The sequence below is a fragment of the Pseudoalteromonas sp. 78C3 genome (assembly GCF_002836695.1).
GTDB lineage: Bacteria > Pseudomonadota > Gammaproteobacteria > Enterobacterales > Alteromonadaceae > Pseudoalteromonas > Pseudoalteromonas arctica.
Genome location: NZ_PJAV01000150.1, coordinates 13,168 through 33,465 on the forward strand (window position 1 = coordinate 13,168; position 20,298 = coordinate 33,465).

Sequence of the window (20,298 nt, forward strand, 5' to 3'; positions counted from 1 at the left end):
GTATATGAATATCTCCAGAAAATTGATGCTTATTGTGATTTTAACTGCAGCAGAGGTAAGCATTACTGTTTATTCCGCTTTTGAAATAGCTAAAGGAGCTAAGTTTCACCAACTTAATTTTCTTCACTTAAAATATACACATCAACTTACCAAGTCAGTTAAAAAAATAGAAAACAATATCCCCATAGATATAAATACCATTGAGTCAGATATATTGTTAATTAGGCAGCAACCGATTGAATGTATTGAAGAAATAAACCCATTAAATTATGCTGTTATGAAATTTATTAACACAGAGCAAACTTTAACAATTTGTGAAAACGATATAGAAATTGCGGATAAAGCACTATTGTCAGTTATTCAATATAATAAAGGTGAACTCAGCAGAGATGATTTTTTATTAAACCTTAATGTTGCACTTGATAGCTTTAACAAACACTCTGAGATGTTTGAAGAACCAATTAGAAAAACAGTATCGTTTATACTAATGACATTAATTCCACTTGTTATAATCATATCTTTTTTTAATATTCTTTTTATAAGTTATCTTTCTCGCACAATATCGAGCTCTATTCGAAATCTAACTCTACTTTTATCAAGTAAGCCCGAAAGCAATATTAATCTAGACGATGAACTTGATATAAAAACGTCGGGTGAATTAAAAGCACTCGTTATCGCGGCCAGACAGCGAATTAAAAATGATCTTTTAAATATTGAAAACAGTATTGAACTCAAAGAAATTATTAACAGCCAAACAGCTTCCCTGCAGCAAGCAAATGATGAGCTTGCCCAGTTTGCTTATCGGGCTTCCCATGACCTGAAGTCACCGCTGTCAGGGGCTAAATCCCTAGCGCATTTTGTTATCGAAGATATAAAAGCGGGAGACACAGAGGAGGCAAGCCGAAATGCACTGGTTATTTATCAACAAATGGAAAAGTTAGAAACACTTGTTGTTGATATTTTATTGTTAGCCAAAGCTGAAATTGGCAATGAAGATAAAGATGTAATTGACTTTAATCAGTTAATTATTGATATGAAAGAACGACTGTCTTGGCTCATGAAAGATAATCCTTGTACGCTCGAAACAACAATTAATCTATCAGTACCTATAAGGTCGGAAAAAGCGCGTTTTGCTCAAATTATTGAAAATTTGATATCAAATGGGTTGAAGTATTACGATAGAAATAAAGACTCGCCTTATGTCCGCTGTGATATTTTTAATGAGCAAGAGACGTTTTTTATTACTGTTACAGATAACGGAATGGGAATACCACAAAAGCATCAAAGTGAAGTGTTTGATATGTTTAAGCGATTTCATGCACAGACAAGTACGGGGTCTGGTTTAGGGATGGCGCTGGTTAAAAAACATATTGAGTATTTAAATGGTGAAGTATCACTGCAAAGCTCTGATGAAGGTACGACGTTTAAAATAATAATACCAATGGATAAGCTAACATGACAAAAATTAAACCCCCTATATTAATTGTCGATGACAATGAAGTTGACCGGTATATTCTTAAAAGATTAATTAAAGAGGCTAAATTAGATCTTACAATTTTTGAAAAAAAAGATGGTCAGGAAGCATTAGAATTTCTAGAAAATTATGAAGCTAACAGAAAAGAGTACCCTGATGGATTTCCTCCAATACTCATATTTTTGGACATCAATATGCCAAGAGTCAATGGTATTCAGTTTTTAGAAGCGTTTTCTAAACTGAGGAAAATGATAGAAATCAGCTCTTGTGTGGTTATGATGTTTAGCTCATCAGAAAGAGAAGAAGAAAAAAAGATTATAATGTCACACGATTTTGTTAAAGGTTACCTTGTAAAAGGAAGCTTTCAGGCAGCAGAGTTAAAAGAAAAAGTATTGGCTGTCATCGGTCAGCATTTGGAAAAACACAGCTGATTTGCATGTGTTCTAAGTTTTAACCCACTAGGCTGTGCCAATTGGAGAACCTTTAGTTTGAGTATGTGGCACAAACCAAAGGTTTTAGCTTAATTTTATACAGGTGTTTGATTTAAGCTTCAATTTTACAAAGGCTCAAAATAACCTATTTATTAAAGACTTATTTTTTTACTATAATCATCGAGCAGCAAATTAATTTCGTTTACAGGCATAGGCTTTGAAAAGAGAAAACCTTGCAAGTAGTCTATATTTAATTTTTTACACAGCTGATGCTGGGTTTCAGTTTCGATTCCTTCAGCTACCACAGAAAAATCTAGTTTTTTCAGCATTAAAGATAAGCTCTCGATTATTTTTAATCGCTTATTATTTTCTCCACTTAACGATTGCATGCTTTTGTCTAATTTTACTATATCAATAGGGTAGGAAATAAGGTGAGATATGGATGAGTAACCCATACCAAAATCGTCCAAAGCAATTCTAAACCCTTTGTTAGACAAAGAGGTTAATATCTCAATCACTTCTTTACTGTTTTCCATAAAAGCTGTTTCTGTTATTTCCAGAATAATACTACTGGTTTTTAAATTGTATTTTTCGACTGTCTCTAATAGATACGTTTGTAAAACTTCTCTTTGCAACTGTATCGGTGAAATATTAATAGATAGAGTTAACGGCGTTTGATAGTCTTTCTGCCACAAAGATAACTGCTTTAAAGCGCTCGCAATTATCCATTTTCCAAGGGGGGCTATTAATCGGCACTCTTCAGCAATAGGAATAAACTCATCGGGGGTATAATTAACGGTTGTATCTGGCCAACGGATCAGGGCTTCGACACCTGTCATTATTTGTGTTTTTGAACAGTAAACAGGTTGATAAAATAGCCTAAAGTTTTTTTCCTCTATGTGCTCTTTTATACTATTTTGAATATCTACCCGACGACTAAACTCATATTGATATTGCTCTTTGTAAAAGCTTATTCTACTTTTACCACTTTGCTTTGAGCGATACATTGCAATGTCAGCACATTTTAGCAGTTCATGAGATTCAGTAGCATCATTTGGGTATAAGGCACTTCCTATACTAACACTGCAATTTAAAGTTCTGCCTTCATGCAAAAAGGGTTTAGAAACTTCAGCTAATATTCTATTTGCTATCATACCTATTTGATTAATATTGCAAATTCCACCTATTATAACTGCAAATTCATCGCCTCCTAACCGTGCAAATCCCTCATTTTGCCTCAGGCAACTATGAATTCTTTCTACTGTTTGTATTAAAATTTCGTCGCCGACACTATGCCCAAGCGTATCATTAATATTTTTGAAGTTATCTAAATCTAAAGCAAGTAACGCCACGCAGTTTTTAGCACGTTTATTATTGGCTATCATTACTTTTAGTATTTCTTCAAAATGATATCGATTAGACAAACCAGTAAGCTGATCCCGTTCTGCCATATGCTTAACAGCAAGATAACTGTTGTGCATACGTTGTTCTGCTTCGAAGCGTTTTTTGGCATATATAAGCGCTTTATTTAAACTATCCCTCGTTATATCACCTTTTGGTAAAAAGTCTTGAGCGCCGGCTTCTATACACTCAATAGCCAAAGCTGAATTTTCTGAGGAGCTAATCATGATAATTGCGGTGTTACCGAGTTTAGGCTTTGCACGCATTTCAATGCCATCTTCTTTAGGCATATTATAATCGAGTAGTATTATATCAAAGTGCTTGTTTTCAATGGCTTTCAAGCCCTCGGATACGCACGTTACCTCGGTAATGTCATGATGATGAGATCCATCAGAAATAAGCATTTTTTTAATTAATTTGCGATCAACTAAGTCATCATCAACAATTAAAATATTCATACGTTTCTTCTAAGAGCAGCATCTACATGACGCTCGTTTATAATTGATAATTTCATAGTTAAACTTTGGGCCAATAAATAGTAAATGTACTGCCAAGTTTCCCATCGGAGGCTACTTCAATTTTGCCCCCATAATTAATAATGAGCTTATTGGCAATGCAGAGTCCAATGCCGCTCCCTTCAACGTCATCTCGAGATTGTAATGTTTGAAATAACTTAAATATGAGTGAAAAATATTTAGGGTCAATTCCAGGGCCATTATCTGTTATCTCAATAATGTAATATTGATTAGAGGGGATAAGTGAAATGTCGATAACCGGGTGCTCTTTATTGTTATGTTTTATTGCATTACTAATAAGATTTTGAAAAACAGTTTTAAAAGGGATCAGCGGTATATCGAGTACTTCGTTATTGGCGTGTATATCAACAGTGACAGCTTGTGGAACTTCTAAAATATGTTCTATATCTTGGTAAATACTTTCTAAAGATATGCTTGCATGAGTTGAATCACAGCTATTTATTCTCGAGTAGCTTAGTAAATCTTCTAGCAGTACTTGCATTCTATTAGCCCGGCTGAGCACAAGCTGAAAATTTTCTAAGTGCTCTTGAGGGAGTAAATCTTTACAGTCATCATAAATCCACTCTAATAAACGTTTTATAGCATTTAATGGTGACTTTAGATCGTGTGAAGCAATACTGGTAAATTCATCTAGTTCATCGCTCATTTTTTGTAATTTTTTGATTAGGCGATCTTTTTCAGTTTCGTCTTTTTTTAGCTCGCTAATTGTTGAGTGAAACTTAGAACTGTTTATTTTATCTAATGAATTTTTACGTTGGACTAACTGATTAACAAAGTTTTTTTGTAAACTATTTAAGATTAATTGTTCTTTTTCGGTAAGTAGTGAATCACTTGCTCGGTCAAATATAAACCATCCAAACTTAAGGTTTGAGGGCAAAATAATAGGTGATACCACTCTAAATATTTTAGGAGCATGCTCGATAATCGATTCATTAAAAACGTCATCAGATAGTTGCTCTTTAGCTACTGTTATTTTTGAACCTGATTTATATAGCTCGACAGCACGTTGAGGCAGGTTAGCAACAATAGAGAATGAGCTCGTATCAAAAATGTTTAAAATTAGCTCAGCAAAGCTTTCTAAGCTTGTTTGAATGTCATTATCAAGAGAAGTCGTTAACTGCTGCTCACCTATTAATGATACACCTTCTATATAACTCTCTACATTGGGCATTCAAACTCCTACAACAGTATTAAATAAATATGCCTCATTAAAATGAGATGCAACAAATGATTAACTTATTGTAGTTGATTATTTTGAATGTGTTGAATTATTAACTTTATAAATCAACGCCAAATTAAAGCCTTACCTTATTATAGTCAGTAGCTTATGAATCTATTTTCTAATAAGGTAAAACTAAGTCTGATCGTGAAATTTATGACTGAATAAATAAGTATTATGTTGGGTAGTGTTCTTACTAAAGATCAACATGCCCAAGTAAAAACAGCATATTTAATCGCTCATTTGTATAATTGTTTGCGCTACGCTAAATAAGGTTTTATGCGTATCCATTGCTTGTTTTTGTAGCTGTTTATGGGCTTGCTCTTCAGTGAGTTTTAACTGTTCAATAAGTATATATTTGGCTTGGTGAATTACCTTTTGCTCACTAATTACTTTTTTAGCGTCAAGTAACGCTTGGTTTATTTGTTTAATATGTTGGCTTTGCTCGATAATTAAATCGTACATACTTTTATTACTATTGAGCTTATCGGCCGCTATGTTTTGGCTCACTTCTGGCTCTGGTTGCTTAACGGCTAATTGGCCAAAAGTAGGGGCTATGTGTTGCTCTACCATATTGTTAAGTACCTGCTTATTTGTATTTAAGCTACGTTGAGCACAGGCTATTTGCATAGCTGCGGTATCAATTAACTGATCTGCTATATTTTGTTCAATTTTGTGCATTATATCTATGCGCGTAGTGGTTACTTCGTACCATACTTCGCTTAGTTGCGAGAGCGGTTGAGCATTCTCGTCATCGAGCTTTTGCAGTAAACTTCTAAGTTGCTCTACCTGATTATTAACCTGATGCGTTGTTAGTGTGCCAAAACATTTTAAAAGGTGCGCATCGGCGTACTCATTAAAAAAGTCAAAGCTGTGGTTTTGCTCTTGTACAAAATGCGCGAGTTGTTGTTTTTGTTCTGTGGTAAATTTACTCGCTGCAAATGCTTGTGCACCACAGGCACGCTCTTGTCCTGCGTATTCTTTACCTTGCATAAAATTAAAAAATGCGACTAATAAGCGCGTTATTTTGGGATCGCTTGCGCCATCAGCTGCCTCTAAAATAATATTGAGTAAACTAGCAATTAACTGAGTGAATGACTGCGTAGCATGTACCGCACTAATGTTTTGTTGTGCTATTTGCTTGCGCAATACCGGTAATGCATCGAGTGCTTGTAAGCTATAGGTAATTAAATTAAATAACCGAGTATGGCCAGTATCGGCGTTGTCGTTTATAAATGTTTGTTTAAGAGAATCATAAAATGCAGTTTGTGCGCTGTCGCTTAAAGGGATTTGTTCTTGTAACTGGGTTTTAAATCGCTCTCGATTTGAGGCCAAAAATATATTACTCATCGCGCGCTCTTTTTGTAACTGATGTACAAAATCGCCTAATTTAGTAAGCGAGGCACAACTGTTTTGTAATTGCTTTAGCGCGTGTATTTCTTGATACTTTGCTGCTAATAAAAACTGTTTTGTGAGAGGATTGCTTGTCGCCATAGGTATTATTCCACACTTTTTTGTTTTTAAAGTGCAACCACTGTTCCAATCATTAATAAATTTCATCATTGAATTTAAAATCAAGCTAATACAATTGCTTAAAGTGTTGTTTTTGTTTGTCACTGTGTTTCTATAATTTAACTTACCATTACTTTTAACTTATTTGGTGCATTTAAGTATGTTATTGCACACAACTTGAACCCAAATTAAAAACAAAAAAAGCGCCTACTCCTGGGGAGGTAGTAAGCGCGAAAAGTGCATTATTCATTTTACGTCATGCGTTAACATTTATACTGTTTAGTAACTCAGGACTAATAGCCATTTTATGATTTATTACTTCGCCAATCATAATTAGGGTAGGGCCTTGAAGGTTGTGTTTAGCATGCTCATTTACTATTAGTTCAAGCGTACTGGTAATTACCTTTTGCTTAGTAGTAGTGGCATTCTCTATTAGTGCGATGGGTGTATTACTTGGCCAGCCCACTGATTGCAAACCGCAGCTTAGCGTTTGTAAGCGCGAAAGCCCCATATAAACCACTAAAGTGGGGTTGTTGTTTGCAGGCATAAACGCGTAATTTTGCCAATGAGGTTGCTTGTTAGGATCGGCAAACTGCGCCGTTAAAAATGTAACACTACGGGCTACGTCTCTTGCTGTTAGCGGAATACCTGTATAAGCAGAAGTAGCACAAGCCGTTGTTACACCCGGAACAATAGCAAAATTAATATTATGCTTGGTAAGTGCATCGGCTTCTTCGTTAATACGTGCAAATATACTCGGATCACCGCCTTTTAAACGCACTACGTTTAAGCCTTGTTGCGCGTATTTAACCAGTAGTTCGCAAATGTTAGCTTGGGTCATCGAATGCTTACCCGCACGTTTACCTACAAATATTCGCTGTGCTTTTTTAGGAAGCGTTTTTAATAAATCATCGCTTACTAACCAATCGTATAAAACAACATCGGCGATATTAATTAAACGCTGCGCTTTTACTGTAATTAGCTCAGCGTCTCCTGGGCCGGCACCAATTATGTAAACATTGCCGCTTTTGACGCTGCGACTATTTGAGCTTGTTAGCTTAGTAATAAGCTTATTTAGCCACACGTTTTCAATACCCGAAAAATAAGACAGTACACTCATACTATTCCCCTAAGCCACAGCTGTAGTAACTTTTGGTTCAGAGCTTATAAATACACTGCCGTCTTCAATTTTTGCATTAAAAACCGGTAAGTGTATTGCTTCTGCTTCTAAACATTCGCCTGTTTCTAGGCAAAAGTGTTGCTTATATAAAGGCGATGCAACAACTAATTTATTGTCGATTGAGCCAATAATGCCACGTGATAATACATTAGCTTTGCCAATTGGGTCGTAGTTACTAATAGCAAACACAGCCGTTGGATTTTGTGGAATGTAAAAAATAGCCACTTGCTGATTATTAACTAATGCGCATACGCCGCTATTAGCCACTAGGTTGTCGATTGTTCCAATATTATGCCAAGACATCAGCTTGCTCCTCTTCAACTTCCATTACTGGAATACGATTTTGTGTATTACGTTGCTCACGTTTTTCGGCTTCTGTAGCAGGGCGAATTTGGTTACGCTCTTGCACAAATAAAATGTTGTCGTCGGTTTCGGGGCTATTAACAAACTGGCGGAATCGTTTGGCAGAATCTGGGCTTTCAATTGCTTTTTTCCACTCACACGCATAGGTTTGTGTAATTAATTCCATTTGCGCTTCTAACTCGTCGCAAATACCTAAGCTGTCGTCAATAACTACGCTTTTAAGGTAGTCTAAACCGCCTTCAAGATTCTCCATCCATACCGACGTACGTTGTAATTTGTCAGCTGTTTTAATGTAAAACATAATCACGCGGTCAATGTATTTAATCAGTGTTGGCGTGTCTAAATCGGTTGCAAATAAATCAGCATGGCGAGGGCGCATACCGCCATTACCACACACGTATAAGTTCCAGCCATTTTCGGTGGCTATAATGCCAATATCTTTACTTTGTGCTTCGGCGCATTCGCGGGTACAACCCGATACCGCCATTTTAAATTTATGCGGTGCACGTAACCCTTTGTAGCGGTTTTCTATTTCTATTGCGTGTCCAACGCTGTCTTGCACACCATAACGACACCACGTACTACCCACGCACGATTTAACGGTTCTAAGAGACTTACCATAGGCATGACCGGTCTCAAATCCAGCCTCTATAAGTCGCTCCCAAATAACAGGAAGCTCTTCTAAGCGCGCACCAAATAAATCAATACGTTGACCGCCAGTTACTTTGCAGTACAGGTTAAAGTCTTTGGCTACTTGTCCAATTACAATGAGTTTGTCGGGCGTTATTTCCCCGCCAGCAATACGCGGTACCACAGAGTACGAGCCATCTTTTTGCATATTTGCTAGGTACGTATCGTTAGTGTCTTGTAAGCCAACATGGGCGGGTTCTAAAATGAAGTCGTTCCATGTTGAGGCTAAAATAGAGCCAATGGCAGGTTTACATATTTCACAGCCATGACCGCTGCCGTGTTTAGTTAGTAAGTCATCAAAGCTTTTAATGCTTTCTACTTTTACCATATGCAGTAGTTCTTGGCGTGAATACGCAAAGTGCTCACATACATGGTTGTTAACTTCAACTCCACGGCTTGCTAATTCGTTATCAACAACTGATTTTAATAACGCGGCACAACCACCACAGCCGCTTGCTGCTTTAGTGCATGATTTTACTGAGGCTAAATCGCATGAGCCGCCATCAATTGCACCTACAATGTCGCCTTTACTCACATTGTGACACGAACAAATAGTGGCTGTGTCGGGTAGGGCACTGCCAGATAACGACGGCGCGCCGCCGCTGTCTGGTAAAATTAAACACTCAGGGTTTTCTGGTAAGTCCATGTCGTTAAGCATGTACTGCAATAAAGTATCGTAGTCGCTGGTATCGCCAACTAGTACAGCGCCCAGTAATTTATCGCCTTTTTCACTTAGTATGATTTTTTTATAACAGCCGCGAATAGCGTCTTGATATATAAGCTCTTTACAGTCTGGCGTTTTTGCATGAGCGTCGCCAATTGAGCCTACTTCTACGCCTAATAGCTTAAGTTTTGTGCTCATGTCGGCACCTAAAAACTCAAGCTCGCCACCACTTAATTGGCTCGCTGCAACGCGCGCCATGTTGTAACCCGGTGCTACTAAGCCAAATAGTTTTTTGTCCCACAGGGCACATTCACCAATGGCTAAAATATCAGGATCTGACGTTTGGCATTGGTTATTAATAATAATACCGCCGCGCTCACCGAGTTCTAAATCAGCAATTTTGCCTAGTTGGTCGTACGGGCGAATACCGGCAGAGAACAAAATCAGATCTGTTTCTAAAAATGATTCGTCCGAAAAATTTAATCTAAAGCGACTGGTTTCGCCTTTTACTATTTCGCTGGTTGCTTTTGATATGTGTACTGTTACGCCAAGTTTTTCTATTTTATTTTTTAGTAGCGTACCGCCTTGTCCATCAAGTTGAACAGCCATAAGTTGTGGTGCAAATTCAACTACGTGGGTATCAAGCCCTAGTTGCTTGATGGCATTTGCGGCTTCAAGCCCCAACAAACCTCCGCCAATAACAACACCGCTTTTACTTACAGCGGCACTGGCTTTTATTTGTTCTAAATCTTCTAATGTGCGATACACCAAACAATGGGGTTGGTCGTTACCTTTTATAGGCGGCACAAACGGAAACGAACCTGTAGCGAGTATAAGTTTGTCGTATGGGTATTGCTCACCGGTTAATGTGGTCACTATTTTTGCTGATCTATCAATGCCTTCAACCCACTGGCTGGTATGCACATTAATATTAAGCTGTTTGTAGTTGTCGTGAGTTGTTAGTGCTAAATCGGCGGCGGTTTTGCCATCAAATACACTTGATAAGTACACGCGATCGTATGCAAGATTTGCTTCTCCGCAAAGTACAGTAATGTCTGCGTTGGCATCGCTTTGGCGCATTTGCTCAACAAAGTGGTGTCCGACCATACCATTACCAATAATGAGTATTTTTTGCGAGGTTTGCATAGGGCATTCCTTAAAGTGACGGTTTAAATACAATTAACAAAAAAGCCCGCCACAAATACGCAATATGCATAACTGTGTGCGGGCTTCTTTGCCGATGGTTGCTAATAGCTATTGTGCTCACAACCTAAATTTTTGCCGTAAGTAAAACGGGCTTGTTAATAGAATGTTTGCAAAAATACAGCCAATTTTTTAAGTTATTGTTTAAATAGTATTTAATGTATTTTTAGAGTGAGAATAAAACCTATTTTGTTATATGTTGGTGCGCGCATGGCACTAAGAGGGTGCAAGTATTGTCATTGTTTTGTGCATTATCAGTCAATAAAACACCCATTATCATTCATTGTGTATTGAGTTAAATTTACCCCATGAAATACGCACACGAATTACGAGCAAAATGACTAACACAAACTCAATAGATGCTTCACCTTTTCACGAAGGCGAGCTGGCAATACAAGACAAACTCGGTAAACGAGAAATAATGGCAACATTTGGCAAACGTGCCGTGCGCTCATTTATGCCAAAGCAGCATCAAGCCTTTTTTGAGCAGTTACCATTTGTGGTTGCAGGCAGTGTTGATGAAAACGCCGATGTGTGGGTATCTATTGTTTCAGGGCCGTCAGGCTTTTTAAGCTCACCCACACCCACGTCGTTATTAATGAGGCACGCGGTTGATAAAAACGACCCTCTACATAACACATTAAAGATTGCCGGCTCGCCAATTGGTTTGTTAGGCATTGAGCTAAGCACGCGTAGGCGTAACCGTTTAAATGTGCGCGTAGGTGAGGTAATTAGTGATAATCAGGTGAGTTTTAGTGTTGATCAATCCTTTGGAAATTGCCCGCAGTATATTCAAACGCGAGACTTAACGTTTAATAGAGATCCTCTACTTAAAAGTAATGCGGTACAAAAAGTTGAATTTAATACACTTGATAACGCAGCCAGTACGTTAATTGACACCACCGATACGTTTTTTGTTTCAAGCTTTATAACCGCTAAAAACAATCCAAAAATTGAAGGTGTTGATGTTTCTCACCGTGGTGGGTTGCCGGGCTTTGTAAAGCGAGAAGGCAACACATTAACGATTCCTGATTACGCAGGTAACAATTTTTTTAATACCTTGGGTAACTTTTTATTAAACCCAAAAGCAGGTTTGTTATTTCCTGATTTTGACACTGGTAATGTATTAATGCTTACCGGTAGCGTTGAAATTTTATGGGACGGGCACCCAGAGCTTGAAGGCTTTATTGGCGCAGACCGAGGTTGGAAATTTACCCTCACTAAAGGGATGTTGCTTAAAAACTTACTCCCGTTTAGTGCTAAATTTGATGCTTATTCCCCTAACACTAAAATGACGGGCACGTGGCTTGAGGCTGATAAAAACAAACAAGCCGAAAAGCTCAAACATACTTGGCAGCCTTTAAAAGTAACTAAAATAATAAAAGAAAGTAATATAATTACCTCCTTTTATTTAGAAGGGCATAACAATACAACCTTGTTACCGTTTAAAGCAGGGCAGCATTTAACTGTGCAAATACCAAGTAAAAGTCGTGGTAATAGCAATAACAGTAATAGCAAACCTGTTATTAGAACCTACACGGTTTCATCGAGTCCTCATGAACTATTTTATCGGTTATCGATTAAAAAAGAGCTCGGTGGCGAGGTGTCTAACTACTTTCATAATAACGTAAAAGTAGGCGACGTTATTTTAGCTAAATACCCACAAGGGCAGTTTTTTATTGACCCAACTAGCGCCAAACCAGCGGTGCTAATTGGTGGCGGAATAGGTATTACACCTATGATCTCAATGGCTAAACACATTGCCAATGAAGGGCTAAGAACCCGCTATACACGCCCTTTGCATATTTTTCACAGTGCTAAAAACACCCAACAGCAAGCGTTTTATAACGAGCTAAAAACACTTGCAGATACGAGTGGCGGCGCAATTGATTACTACTCACTTTTATCTCAACCTGAGCTTGATGAAAAGCAAGACAATGGCTTTAACGTAAAAGATAAGAGCTTTGATTTAAAAGGGCGCATAAATGCGGATGTGTTTAGGCATTATTTGCCGCTTGATAATTACGAGTTCTTTTTATGTGGACCTGCTGCGTTTATGCAGCACGTATATAACGAGCTGTTATTACTCGGTGTGCAGGATAAAAACATATTTGCGGAAGCATTTGGACCCTCCAGTATTAAGCGCAAAGTACTTAACACAAGTGAAGCGCCTAATAAAAGCAAAGAGATGAGCGTTGAAGAAGCAGACAACACTGTAATTAAATTCAGTAAATCGGGCTTTGAACAGCGCTGGAATAAAGGCGATAACACTATACTTAATGTAGCCGAATCTCATGGTTTAGAACCTGAGTTTGGCTGTCGAAACGGCAGCTGCGGCAGTTGCGCTGTAAAAATAAACGCAGGCGCTGTGGTTTATCGCAATAACGTAAGTTACCCAGTAGAGACAGGGCAGGCGCTTATTTGCTGCGCCGTACCTGCTAAAGGCGTTGATGAGCTTGATTTAGAGCTGTAGTGTTTTGAATACAAAACTATACGCTAAAATAAAACTTGGATTTATAAAGTTTAGCTGGTATCACACTATAAGGAGGGACTTGGGTAAATAATCATTACATGGGATGAGGTGTCCATTGCACTACTATTAATAAAAGCGCATGACTAATCATAGCTGGAGATTAGAGATCTCTGCCTATCATATTAATTGGCAATTTAATCTAATTCAGCTTGAAAACTATAATGGGGGAAATCAAAAACGAATCCCTTTTTAATGCCGTATTTATCAAAAACAAATTTTTCGACAAGATCTTCATTCTTGCGAGGTATATCTGATTTAACATAAAGAATTTTCCCTTCGCGCTCCAGTTTAACAGGATCAGTAATGTAACCTTGAAATCTGTTTACGAAAGTAGAGTTTATAACTTTGTCGTATCTAGGAGATTTATCATTTATAAGCAATTCTAAATACCCACTTTTTACTAAAAATGCTCCATCAATAACGTCTGAATGTTTGAAAAATTCACTATGAGTGAAGTAATAGCATTCTTTAGGAACGCTTCCCCTAAGACATGCATCTAAAACGTTTTTTTTACCATATAGAGTATCTGCAAATTGTGATATTTGTGCTTTAGGGGATAATCCAGTCATTACAATAAATATAAAGCAAAACTCACTATTGGTATTTCCTTTCTGGGTTTTAAGTTGCTTTGCAGCGTCACCAATAATACCTGATAAGCGGTTTTTATAACCTAAGCTCTGTATATTTTCAAAAACCTCACACTTATTAAATGCGTCGTCTCTTTTGGCTATAACTTTTTTATTTTCTTGTTTTTCTTTAACTTCAACTAAAATATTTACTCCGTCAAAAATAATGAAGTCTGGCGTTTTTTCGTTACTTTCTGGAATTTTTTTTGCATTTAAATTTGCAGCTTTAAAAAAGTCTATTGCATAGGACTCAAAATCCATACCTACCTCCCTGTGCTATTTAATGTCTACTTATAAATTATTAAATTCATTAACTTATACGTGTGATTTTATTGTATCTTCTATCTCATGTGATAAATCGGTTACATCACCAAGTAAATTTAATATAGTGCCAGTTGTTAATAAAACTCTATTACCATCTTTGTTGTAACCAGCTCTGTGGACACAATCATGGCGAATTTTTACAGCTTCAAACAACCATGCTATGTCTTGGAAATTATGACCTAATACAGTTTGGTACATAGGTTTTATCTTCTTTAAATCATGAAATATTAGCCCTTTTAGGTACTTAGACACTGTAACTTTAAGAGTTGATTGTTTTTCATATATTTCTTTTAATGTGAATTTTTGTTTTGAAAATTCGGGATCAGATTCAACTAGCTTTCTAGTTAGATTATCAGAGTTAGTAACCAAGTGAATAAATACACCTGCTAAATATCCTTCAATAGCAGAAACTATGTAACCGTGTAGCATTACGAGTAAACTAAATTTAGCACTACTAGGTACGTCAATTTTTAATAAGGTATCAATACTACTTAAGTGTTTTAACAAAATATCATAGTGACTCTTTTCTTCGTTCTCTTGATACCATTCTTCTTCTGATGATGGAGTGAGAGATACATACTCATCTAACCAATTATCCATAAAGTCTGGATCACTAGCACTACCGCCATACATTTCACAAAAGTCTGAGTAATCACTCATATTTATTCCTACCGCTTAACTTTAGATGGCTTAAACTGCTTTATAAGAGGAAATTCACTTATTGGCACGTGGAAACATCCTCATATTTTAAAGTTACATTAATAGCAAACTCTATAACCTATTGCCAATTATAAATATTATTCACTAAATTCAGATTTAATTTAAACAAACACACAAGAAAGAGGCTTAATAGCCTCTTATAAAACAGTATTAAAAACTTAAAATTAAGCCAGCAAACCCGCTTTTGTTTCAGGCATTGCTATAAAGCCGTCAAGTTTACGAACGTTGTTTAACCATCTTAAAATATTTGGGTATTGCTCAAGCGATACGCCGCCTTCTGGTGCGTGTGCTATGTACGAAAAGTTGGCAATGTCGGCAATAGTTGGCTGAGTGGCTACTAAGTACTCGCGATTTTGTAAGTATGCATCCATTGTTTTAAATAATGTATGGGCAATATTTATCGCGTTTTGATGATCAAGCTCTGCGCCAAATACAGTGACTAAACGAGCTGCACACGGACCTGAAGCCACAAGCCCTGCAGCAACGCTCAACCAGCGCTGAATGTGCGCTTGAACAGTAATATCTTCAGGGTACCAGGTTCTGTTAGCATCAAATTTTTGTGCCAAATACAGCAAAATAGCGTTTGAATCATTAATAACGTCATCGTTATGTTTAAGTACGGGTACTTGCCCAAAAATATTCATTTTTAGAAAGTCAGCTTGCTTTTGTGCGCCGTTTTGCAATGCAACATCAACCATATTTACATCAAGATTTAAAAGCGATGTAAATAGCTCTGCACGATGTGAATGACCAGATAAAGTAAAACGGTATAGCGTTAGGTTGCTCATGGGTTGTCCTGTTTTTTAATTTTGAATAGTGATTTTTAATAACGCTATTCTTTCACTATTATCAGTTTTGAAAAACCGAGCTAGTAAGGAATTAATGTCAATGCTATATTGACAATCATGGATACTATTATTGGCATTAAAACAATCATCGCGGTTGTTGAAACAGGCTCTTTTACAGCCGCAGGCGATAGACTAGGGCTTTCAAAGGCACTGGTTAGTAAATACGTGGGCATTGTAGAGCAAGACTTAGGGGTTAGATTATTTAACCGCTCCACGCGCAGAATTTCGATTACCGAGGCGGGGCAAAGTTATTACGCAAGCGTAGTGCCTGTAATTGAAAGCTACAGCGAAATGCTCGATAACTTATCGGGTCAAACAGCGCTTGCTAGCGGCAAGCTTAGGGTGAGTGCGCCGGTGTCGTTTGGCGAATCAAACCTTGCGCCGTTAATGCCTGAATTACTGAGCCGTTATCCTGATTTAAGTATTGATTTAGTGCTTTCAGACAAAACAATTGATTTGCTAGAAGAGGGGGTTGATTTAGCAATAAGAATTGGCAGTGTGTCTGACTCTAATTTAATCGCGAGGCAAATTACCAGTTACCCTTTAATTTTATGTGCGTCAGCCGAATATATTCAGCGCTTTGGCGCACCAGCGAGTGTTGATGAGCTTGAACAACACGCCACAGTGATTGATAGCAACTTTAAAATAGGTCGCCATTGGCCTCTAGTTTCACCTAGTGGTGAGGCATTAACGGCAAGCGTAAACTCGCGTGTTTCGGTTAATAATCCACAAGCTGTAAAAGAGGTGGTTGTAGCGGGTGGCGGTATTGGCTTAATCCCTGAAATAGTGGTGAGAGACGATATTGCATCGGGTAAGCTTGTACAGGTTATGCGGGACTATAAAACCTTTGAGTTTGGCTTATTTGCTATTTATCCGCATAGAAAGTTTGTGGCTCAAAAGGTTACGTCGTTTATTCAGTTTTTATTTGAAAAGTTTGAAGCTAAAAAATAAAGCTTACTTTAAATCTTACTTTAAAACTAAAAGCCAAACCAAGCTAAAAAAAAAGCCTAAAATCAGTTAAGTGATTTTAGGCTTTTTAAAGTGGGTCATTAAAATATCATTTAAAACAGTTGCTTACTTTAAAGTGGCGCTTACTTAAAACAACCACTTACTTTAATATAATAACTGGCACATCGTTGTTTTCGAGCATTTTAATGGTATTACTGCCCACAAAAAACTGCCTTAACTTCGAATGCCCAAAAGCCCCCATAACAATCAAATCAATGTTATTTTGCTCTTTGTATTGCATTAACGAGTCAAAAATATTGCCCTCTAAAAAGCTTGCAGACACTTCAAAACCCATACTACGGAGTTTAAATTGAGCGTTAAGAAACTTCTCTTCTAAGTTCTTCTCATTATTATTAATACTCACTAAATGACAATGAAGCCCATGTAATAAACCGCCATCAATGACTTGTTGCAGTGCTTTGTCGGCTGTTTCGCGACCATCGTACGCAATCATAAATGATTTAGGTTGCTTAAACTTTTTAGAAATAAGCAATATTGGTTGCGAGGCGCTACGCACGAGCGTTTCGATGTGTGAACCAAGTGCATTTAAATCAACACGATGATCAACACCATTTCGACCAATAACGATTAAGCGAGTATCATCTTTAAAATCAATAATAGCGTCGATTACATCACCGTGACGTTTAATTAATTCATAGTTTTGAATATGAGCAATTTTTGCTTGTACAGCAACCGAGTCGAGTAATTCATCTGCTAGTTTTAAAGAAACTTTACTACGGTGTTCATCGAGTTTTGTCATTTCTTCAAGCAAAGCAGATTGGGCACCTAAACCAATTGTACCGGTGTAGTTACCTACATTAGTTTGTTGTATTTTTTCAAGAATATGTATAAAGCTAATTGATTTATCTAGCTTTTTTGAAGCCCAAATAGCAGCTTCGGTTACAGCGTGTGTAATGACAGAGCCATCGATACAGGTAATTATTTTTTCCATTACATTCTCCTTAATGACCGCCAAGTAGTTTATCGACTTCTTTAGGGTCGTTATGTACGCCAAACTTATCAACAACTGTTTCGGTTGCGCTATTCATACCAACAATATTAACTGTTGCACCTTCGCGTCTAAATTTAATAACCACCTTATCGAGTGACGATACACCGGTTATATCCCAAAAATGTGCATGGGTTAAATCTATAACAACATTTGTTACCGCACTTTTAAAATCGAACGACGCTATAAACTGCTCTGCTGAGGCAAAAAATACCTGACCTACAACTTCATAAGTTACTAGATTTTTAGTTTCATCGTGCTTAGTTGTAACAACCATAAAGCGACCAATTTTATTGGCAAAAAACAACGTAGCTAGCAATACGCCAACTAAAACACCAATGGCTAGATTATGCGTCGCAACAACCACAATAACGGTTGAAATCATCACTACGTTTGACGAAAGCGGGTTCTTTTTTAAATCTTTAACGGATGTCCACGAAAACGTACCAATCGATACCATAATCATTACTGCAACTAATGCCGCCATAGGAATTAAACGCAGCCACTCATCTAAAAACACCACCATGATGATTAAAAATAAACCAGCAATAAAGGTTGAAAGTCGTCCACGACCGCCCGATTTAACGTTAATAATTGATTGCCCAATCATGGCGCAACCCGCCATACCACCAAATAAACCTGCGCCAATATTTGCAATACCTTGACCTTTACACTCTTTATTGCGATCGCTCGTTGTATCGGTTAACTCATCAACAATAGTGGCGGTCATCATGGATTCAAGTAAGCCCACAACAGCAAGACCAATCGAATACGGTAATACAATTTGCAGCGTTTCGAGTGTTAGCGGTACATCAGGCCATAAAAATATAGGTAGGGTGTCTGGCAGTTCGCCCATGTCGCCAACGGTTCTTATATCAAGCCCTAAAAACAGTGAAACCAGCGTAATAACAACAATACACACTAAAGGAGAGGGAAGTATTTTGCCAATAGTTGGAATGTACGGGAATAAGTAAATAATACCTAAGCCCGCTGCGGTCATCGCATAAACATGCCAAGTAACATTGGTAAGCTCAGGTAACTGCGCCATAAATATTAAAATAGCCAGTGCGTTTACAAACCCAGTAACAACAGAGCGCGATACAAATCGCATTAACTCACCGAGCTTTAAAAAGCCTGCAAATATTTGTATTACGCCGGTAAGCAAGGTGGCAACAAGTAAGTATTCCAGACCATGATCTTTAACCAGCGTCACCATTAACAGTGCCATTGCACCGGTAGCCGCCGATATCATGCCAGGGCGTCCGCCTACAAAGGCAATAATAACCGCAATACAAAATGAGGCGTATAAACCTACTTTAGGATCAACACCCGCAATAATAGAAAAGGCAATAGCTTCAGGTATTAGGGCAAGCGCCACAACAATACCAGCAAGCACATCGCCACGAACATTAGAGAGCCAATCTCTTTTTACGTGATCAAACATGTAATAAACCTAATTAGTTAGTTTCCCAAAGTATAGGGGAGTATTTTATTTAAATAACAATGATTCTCGCGCAGATGGCGATTAAGGTTGCACGCAACGTGCTGATGAAAAAGGGAGTGGTTGCCTAGGGCGGCGTAAGTTTCAAGTAAAAAGCTCCTTTTTGATTAGTGTGTATTGATAATGGGAATAAATTATAAGTAACGCATACACTTTAGCAATATAGAGTTAGTTCATAAAGAGTAAACCTCAATCCAATAAGGTTTTTAAGCAATTAAAACTCAAACGTAAAACCAAACTCTCTTAATTTTTCGTACACGTTTATATCAAAACGATAAAGCGTTGCGGCTCTGTGAGCTACGTTGGTTTGTTTTTCTTTGCAGTTTATTAATAAGTTCATTTTTTGAAACTTACGTCTAAAGTTAGGTTTATCGAGTGATTTATTTAAAATCGACTCGTAAATTCCTTGTAGCTCAAGCAGGGTGAATTTTTCAGGGAGTAAGCTAAAACCAATAGGCTCGTGTCTTACTTTGTAGCGTAAGTAGTCTAAGCCACTTTTTAAAATATCGGCATGGTCAAACATTAAAGCGGGTACACTATTTACATCAAACCATTCACACTCTAAAGCATTATCGCCGCTCACAAGGTTGGTTTCTTCAAAGCGAACGAGCGAATAATAAACAATAGTAATAATACGTCTAGCAGGGTAGCGGTCTACATTACCAAATGCACCTAACTGATCTAAGTACAGGTTTTCAACACCGGTCGTACTTTTAACAACACGCAGAGCTGCAAGGTCTAAGTTTTCATCTTTACGAACCCAATGACCAATTAAACCCCATTGGCTTGTTGCAAGGCCCCGATTATATTTAACCAGCAACACCTTTAACTTACCTTCATGAATAGCAAATACAATATTATCTACGGTTAGATTGCTAATGCAGTCATCAGGAATCGATTCTTCGTCAATGTTGTTAGAAATGTTTGATGTTTTATAGTGCATAAATTACTCAGAAAAAGCTATACGAAGATATTGTTATAAAGACTATTAAGGGTATATAAAAGGTGGGTAAAGCGCAAATAAAAAGCTTTTATAATTCCTATTTAAAACAATCA

16 protein-coding genes are annotated in these 20,298 nt (G+C 37.5%); 4 read left to right on the forward strand and 12 right to left on the reverse strand.

Annotated features, from left to right (window positions below; all coding sequences use genetic code 11):
- The first annotated feature begins 4 nt into the window (after nucleotides 1–4).
- On the forward strand, nucleotides 5–1,459 hold the full coding sequence (locus CXF76_RS12780; RefSeq protein WP_101163848.1) for a sensor histidine kinase: 1,455 nt from the start codon (nucleotides 5–7) through the stop codon (nucleotides 1,457–1,459).
- A complete protein-coding gene (locus CXF76_RS12785; RefSeq protein ID WP_101163849.1) occupies nucleotides 1,456–1,905 on the forward strand; it encodes a response regulator in 450 nt (149 codons plus the stop codon). Before CXF76_RS12780 ends, CXF76_RS12785 begins: the two co-directional genes overlap by 4 nt.
- A 152-nt stretch (nucleotides 1,906–2,057) precedes the next feature.
- Here CXF76_RS12785 and CXF76_RS12790 read toward each other — a convergent pair whose 3' ends face one another.
- The 6 genes from CXF76_RS12790 to nirB form a co-directional block, all read right to left on the reverse strand.
- Nucleotides 2,058–3,764 (reverse strand): two-component system response regulator, encoded by a 1,707-nt coding sequence (locus CXF76_RS12790; protein WP_101163850.1) that lies wholly within the window; start codon nucleotides 3,762–3,764, stop codon nucleotides 2,058–2,060.
- A gap of 58 nt (nucleotides 3,765–3,822) precedes the next feature.
- Nucleotides 3,823–5,013, reverse strand: a complete 1,191-nt coding sequence (locus tag CXF76_RS12795) for a sensor histidine kinase (RefSeq protein WP_101163851.1) — start codon at nucleotides 5,011–5,013, stop codon at nucleotides 3,823–3,825.
- Nucleotides 5,014–5,292: 279 nt separating this feature from the next.
- Complete coding sequence (locus tag CXF76_RS12800) at nucleotides 5,293–6,555, reverse strand: nitrate regulatory protein (RefSeq protein ID WP_007585210.1); 1,263 nt, start codon at nucleotides 6,553–6,555, stop codon at nucleotides 5,293–5,295.
- A gap of 274 nt (nucleotides 6,556–6,829) precedes the next feature.
- Nucleotides 6,830–7,693 (reverse strand): uroporphyrinogen-III C-methyltransferase, encoded by an 864-nt coding sequence (cobA, locus tag CXF76_RS12805; RefSeq protein ID WP_101163852.1) that lies wholly within the window; start codon nucleotides 7,691–7,693, stop codon nucleotides 6,830–6,832.
- A gap of 9 nt (nucleotides 7,694–7,702) precedes the next feature.
- On the reverse strand, nucleotides 7,703–8,056 hold the full coding sequence (gene nirD / locus CXF76_RS12810; RefSeq protein WP_002959861.1) for a nitrite reductase small subunit NirD: 354 nt from the start codon (nucleotides 8,054–8,056) through the stop codon (nucleotides 7,703–7,705).
- Nucleotides 8,043–10,616 carry a nitrite reductase large subunit NirB gene (gene nirB / locus CXF76_RS12815; protein ID WP_101163853.1) on the reverse strand — a complete coding sequence of 858 codons (2,574 nt, stop codon included), beginning with the start codon at nucleotides 10,614–10,616 and terminating at the stop codon, nucleotides 8,043–8,045. Before nirB ends, nirD begins: the two co-directional genes overlap by 14 nt.
- A gap of 394 nt (nucleotides 10,617–11,010) precedes the next feature.
- Between nirB and CXF76_RS12820 the strand changes: the two genes are divergently transcribed.
- Nucleotides 11,011–13,146, forward strand: a complete 2,136-nt coding sequence (locus tag CXF76_RS12820; protein WP_101163854.1) for a 2Fe-2S iron-sulfur cluster-binding protein — start codon at nucleotides 11,011–11,013, stop codon at nucleotides 13,144–13,146.
- A gap of 194 nt (nucleotides 13,147–13,340) precedes the next feature.
- On the opposite strand, the gene CXF76_RS12825 is transcribed toward CXF76_RS12820, so the two are convergent.
- The 3 genes from CXF76_RS12825 to CXF76_RS12835 form a co-directional block, all read right to left on the reverse strand.
- On the reverse strand, nucleotides 13,341–14,093 hold the full coding sequence (locus CXF76_RS12825) for a hypothetical protein (protein WP_101163855.1): 753 nt from the start codon (nucleotides 14,091–14,093) through the stop codon (nucleotides 13,341–13,343).
- Between the two features lie 54 nt (nucleotides 14,094–14,147).
- The gene (locus CXF76_RS12830; protein WP_101163856.1) at nucleotides 14,148–14,816 is read right to left on the reverse strand and encodes a hypothetical protein; all 669 of its coding nucleotides are present in this window, start codon (nucleotides 14,814–14,816) and stop codon (nucleotides 14,148–14,150) included.
- Nucleotides 14,817–15,040: 224 nt separating this feature from the next.
- Nucleotides 15,041–15,664 carry a glutathione S-transferase gene (locus CXF76_RS12835; RefSeq protein ID WP_101163857.1) on the reverse strand — a complete coding sequence of 208 codons (624 nt, stop codon included), beginning with the start codon at nucleotides 15,662–15,664 and terminating at the stop codon, nucleotides 15,041–15,043.
- A gap of 117 nt (nucleotides 15,665–15,781) precedes the next feature.
- On the opposite strand from CXF76_RS12835, the gene CXF76_RS12840 reads away from it, so the two are divergent.
- The gene (locus tag CXF76_RS12840) at nucleotides 15,782–16,675 is read left to right on the forward strand and encodes a LysR family transcriptional regulator (RefSeq protein WP_101163858.1); all 894 of its coding nucleotides are present in this window, start codon (nucleotides 15,782–15,784) and stop codon (nucleotides 16,673–16,675) included.
- A gap of 157 nt (nucleotides 16,676–16,832) precedes the next feature.
- On the opposite strand, the gene CXF76_RS12845 is transcribed toward CXF76_RS12840, so the two are convergent.
- From CXF76_RS12845 to CXF76_RS12855, 3 genes are all read right to left on the reverse strand, one after another.
- Nucleotides 16,833–17,684, reverse strand: coding sequence for a universal stress protein (locus tag CXF76_RS12845; RefSeq protein ID WP_101163859.1), 852 nt, complete (start codon nucleotides 17,682–17,684; stop codon nucleotides 16,833–16,835).
- 10 nt (nucleotides 17,685–17,694) lie between these two features.
- The gene (locus CXF76_RS12850) at nucleotides 17,695–19,185 is read right to left on the reverse strand and encodes a SulP family inorganic anion transporter (RefSeq protein WP_101163860.1); all 1,491 of its coding nucleotides are present in this window, start codon (nucleotides 19,183–19,185) and stop codon (nucleotides 17,695–17,697) included.
- 271 nt (nucleotides 19,186–19,456) lie between these two features.
- Nucleotides 19,457–20,185 (reverse strand): NUDIX hydrolase, encoded by a 729-nt coding sequence (locus tag CXF76_RS12855; RefSeq protein ID WP_007585186.1) that lies wholly within the window; start codon nucleotides 20,183–20,185, stop codon nucleotides 19,457–19,459.
- Nucleotides 20,186–20,298: the final 113 nt, after the last annotated feature.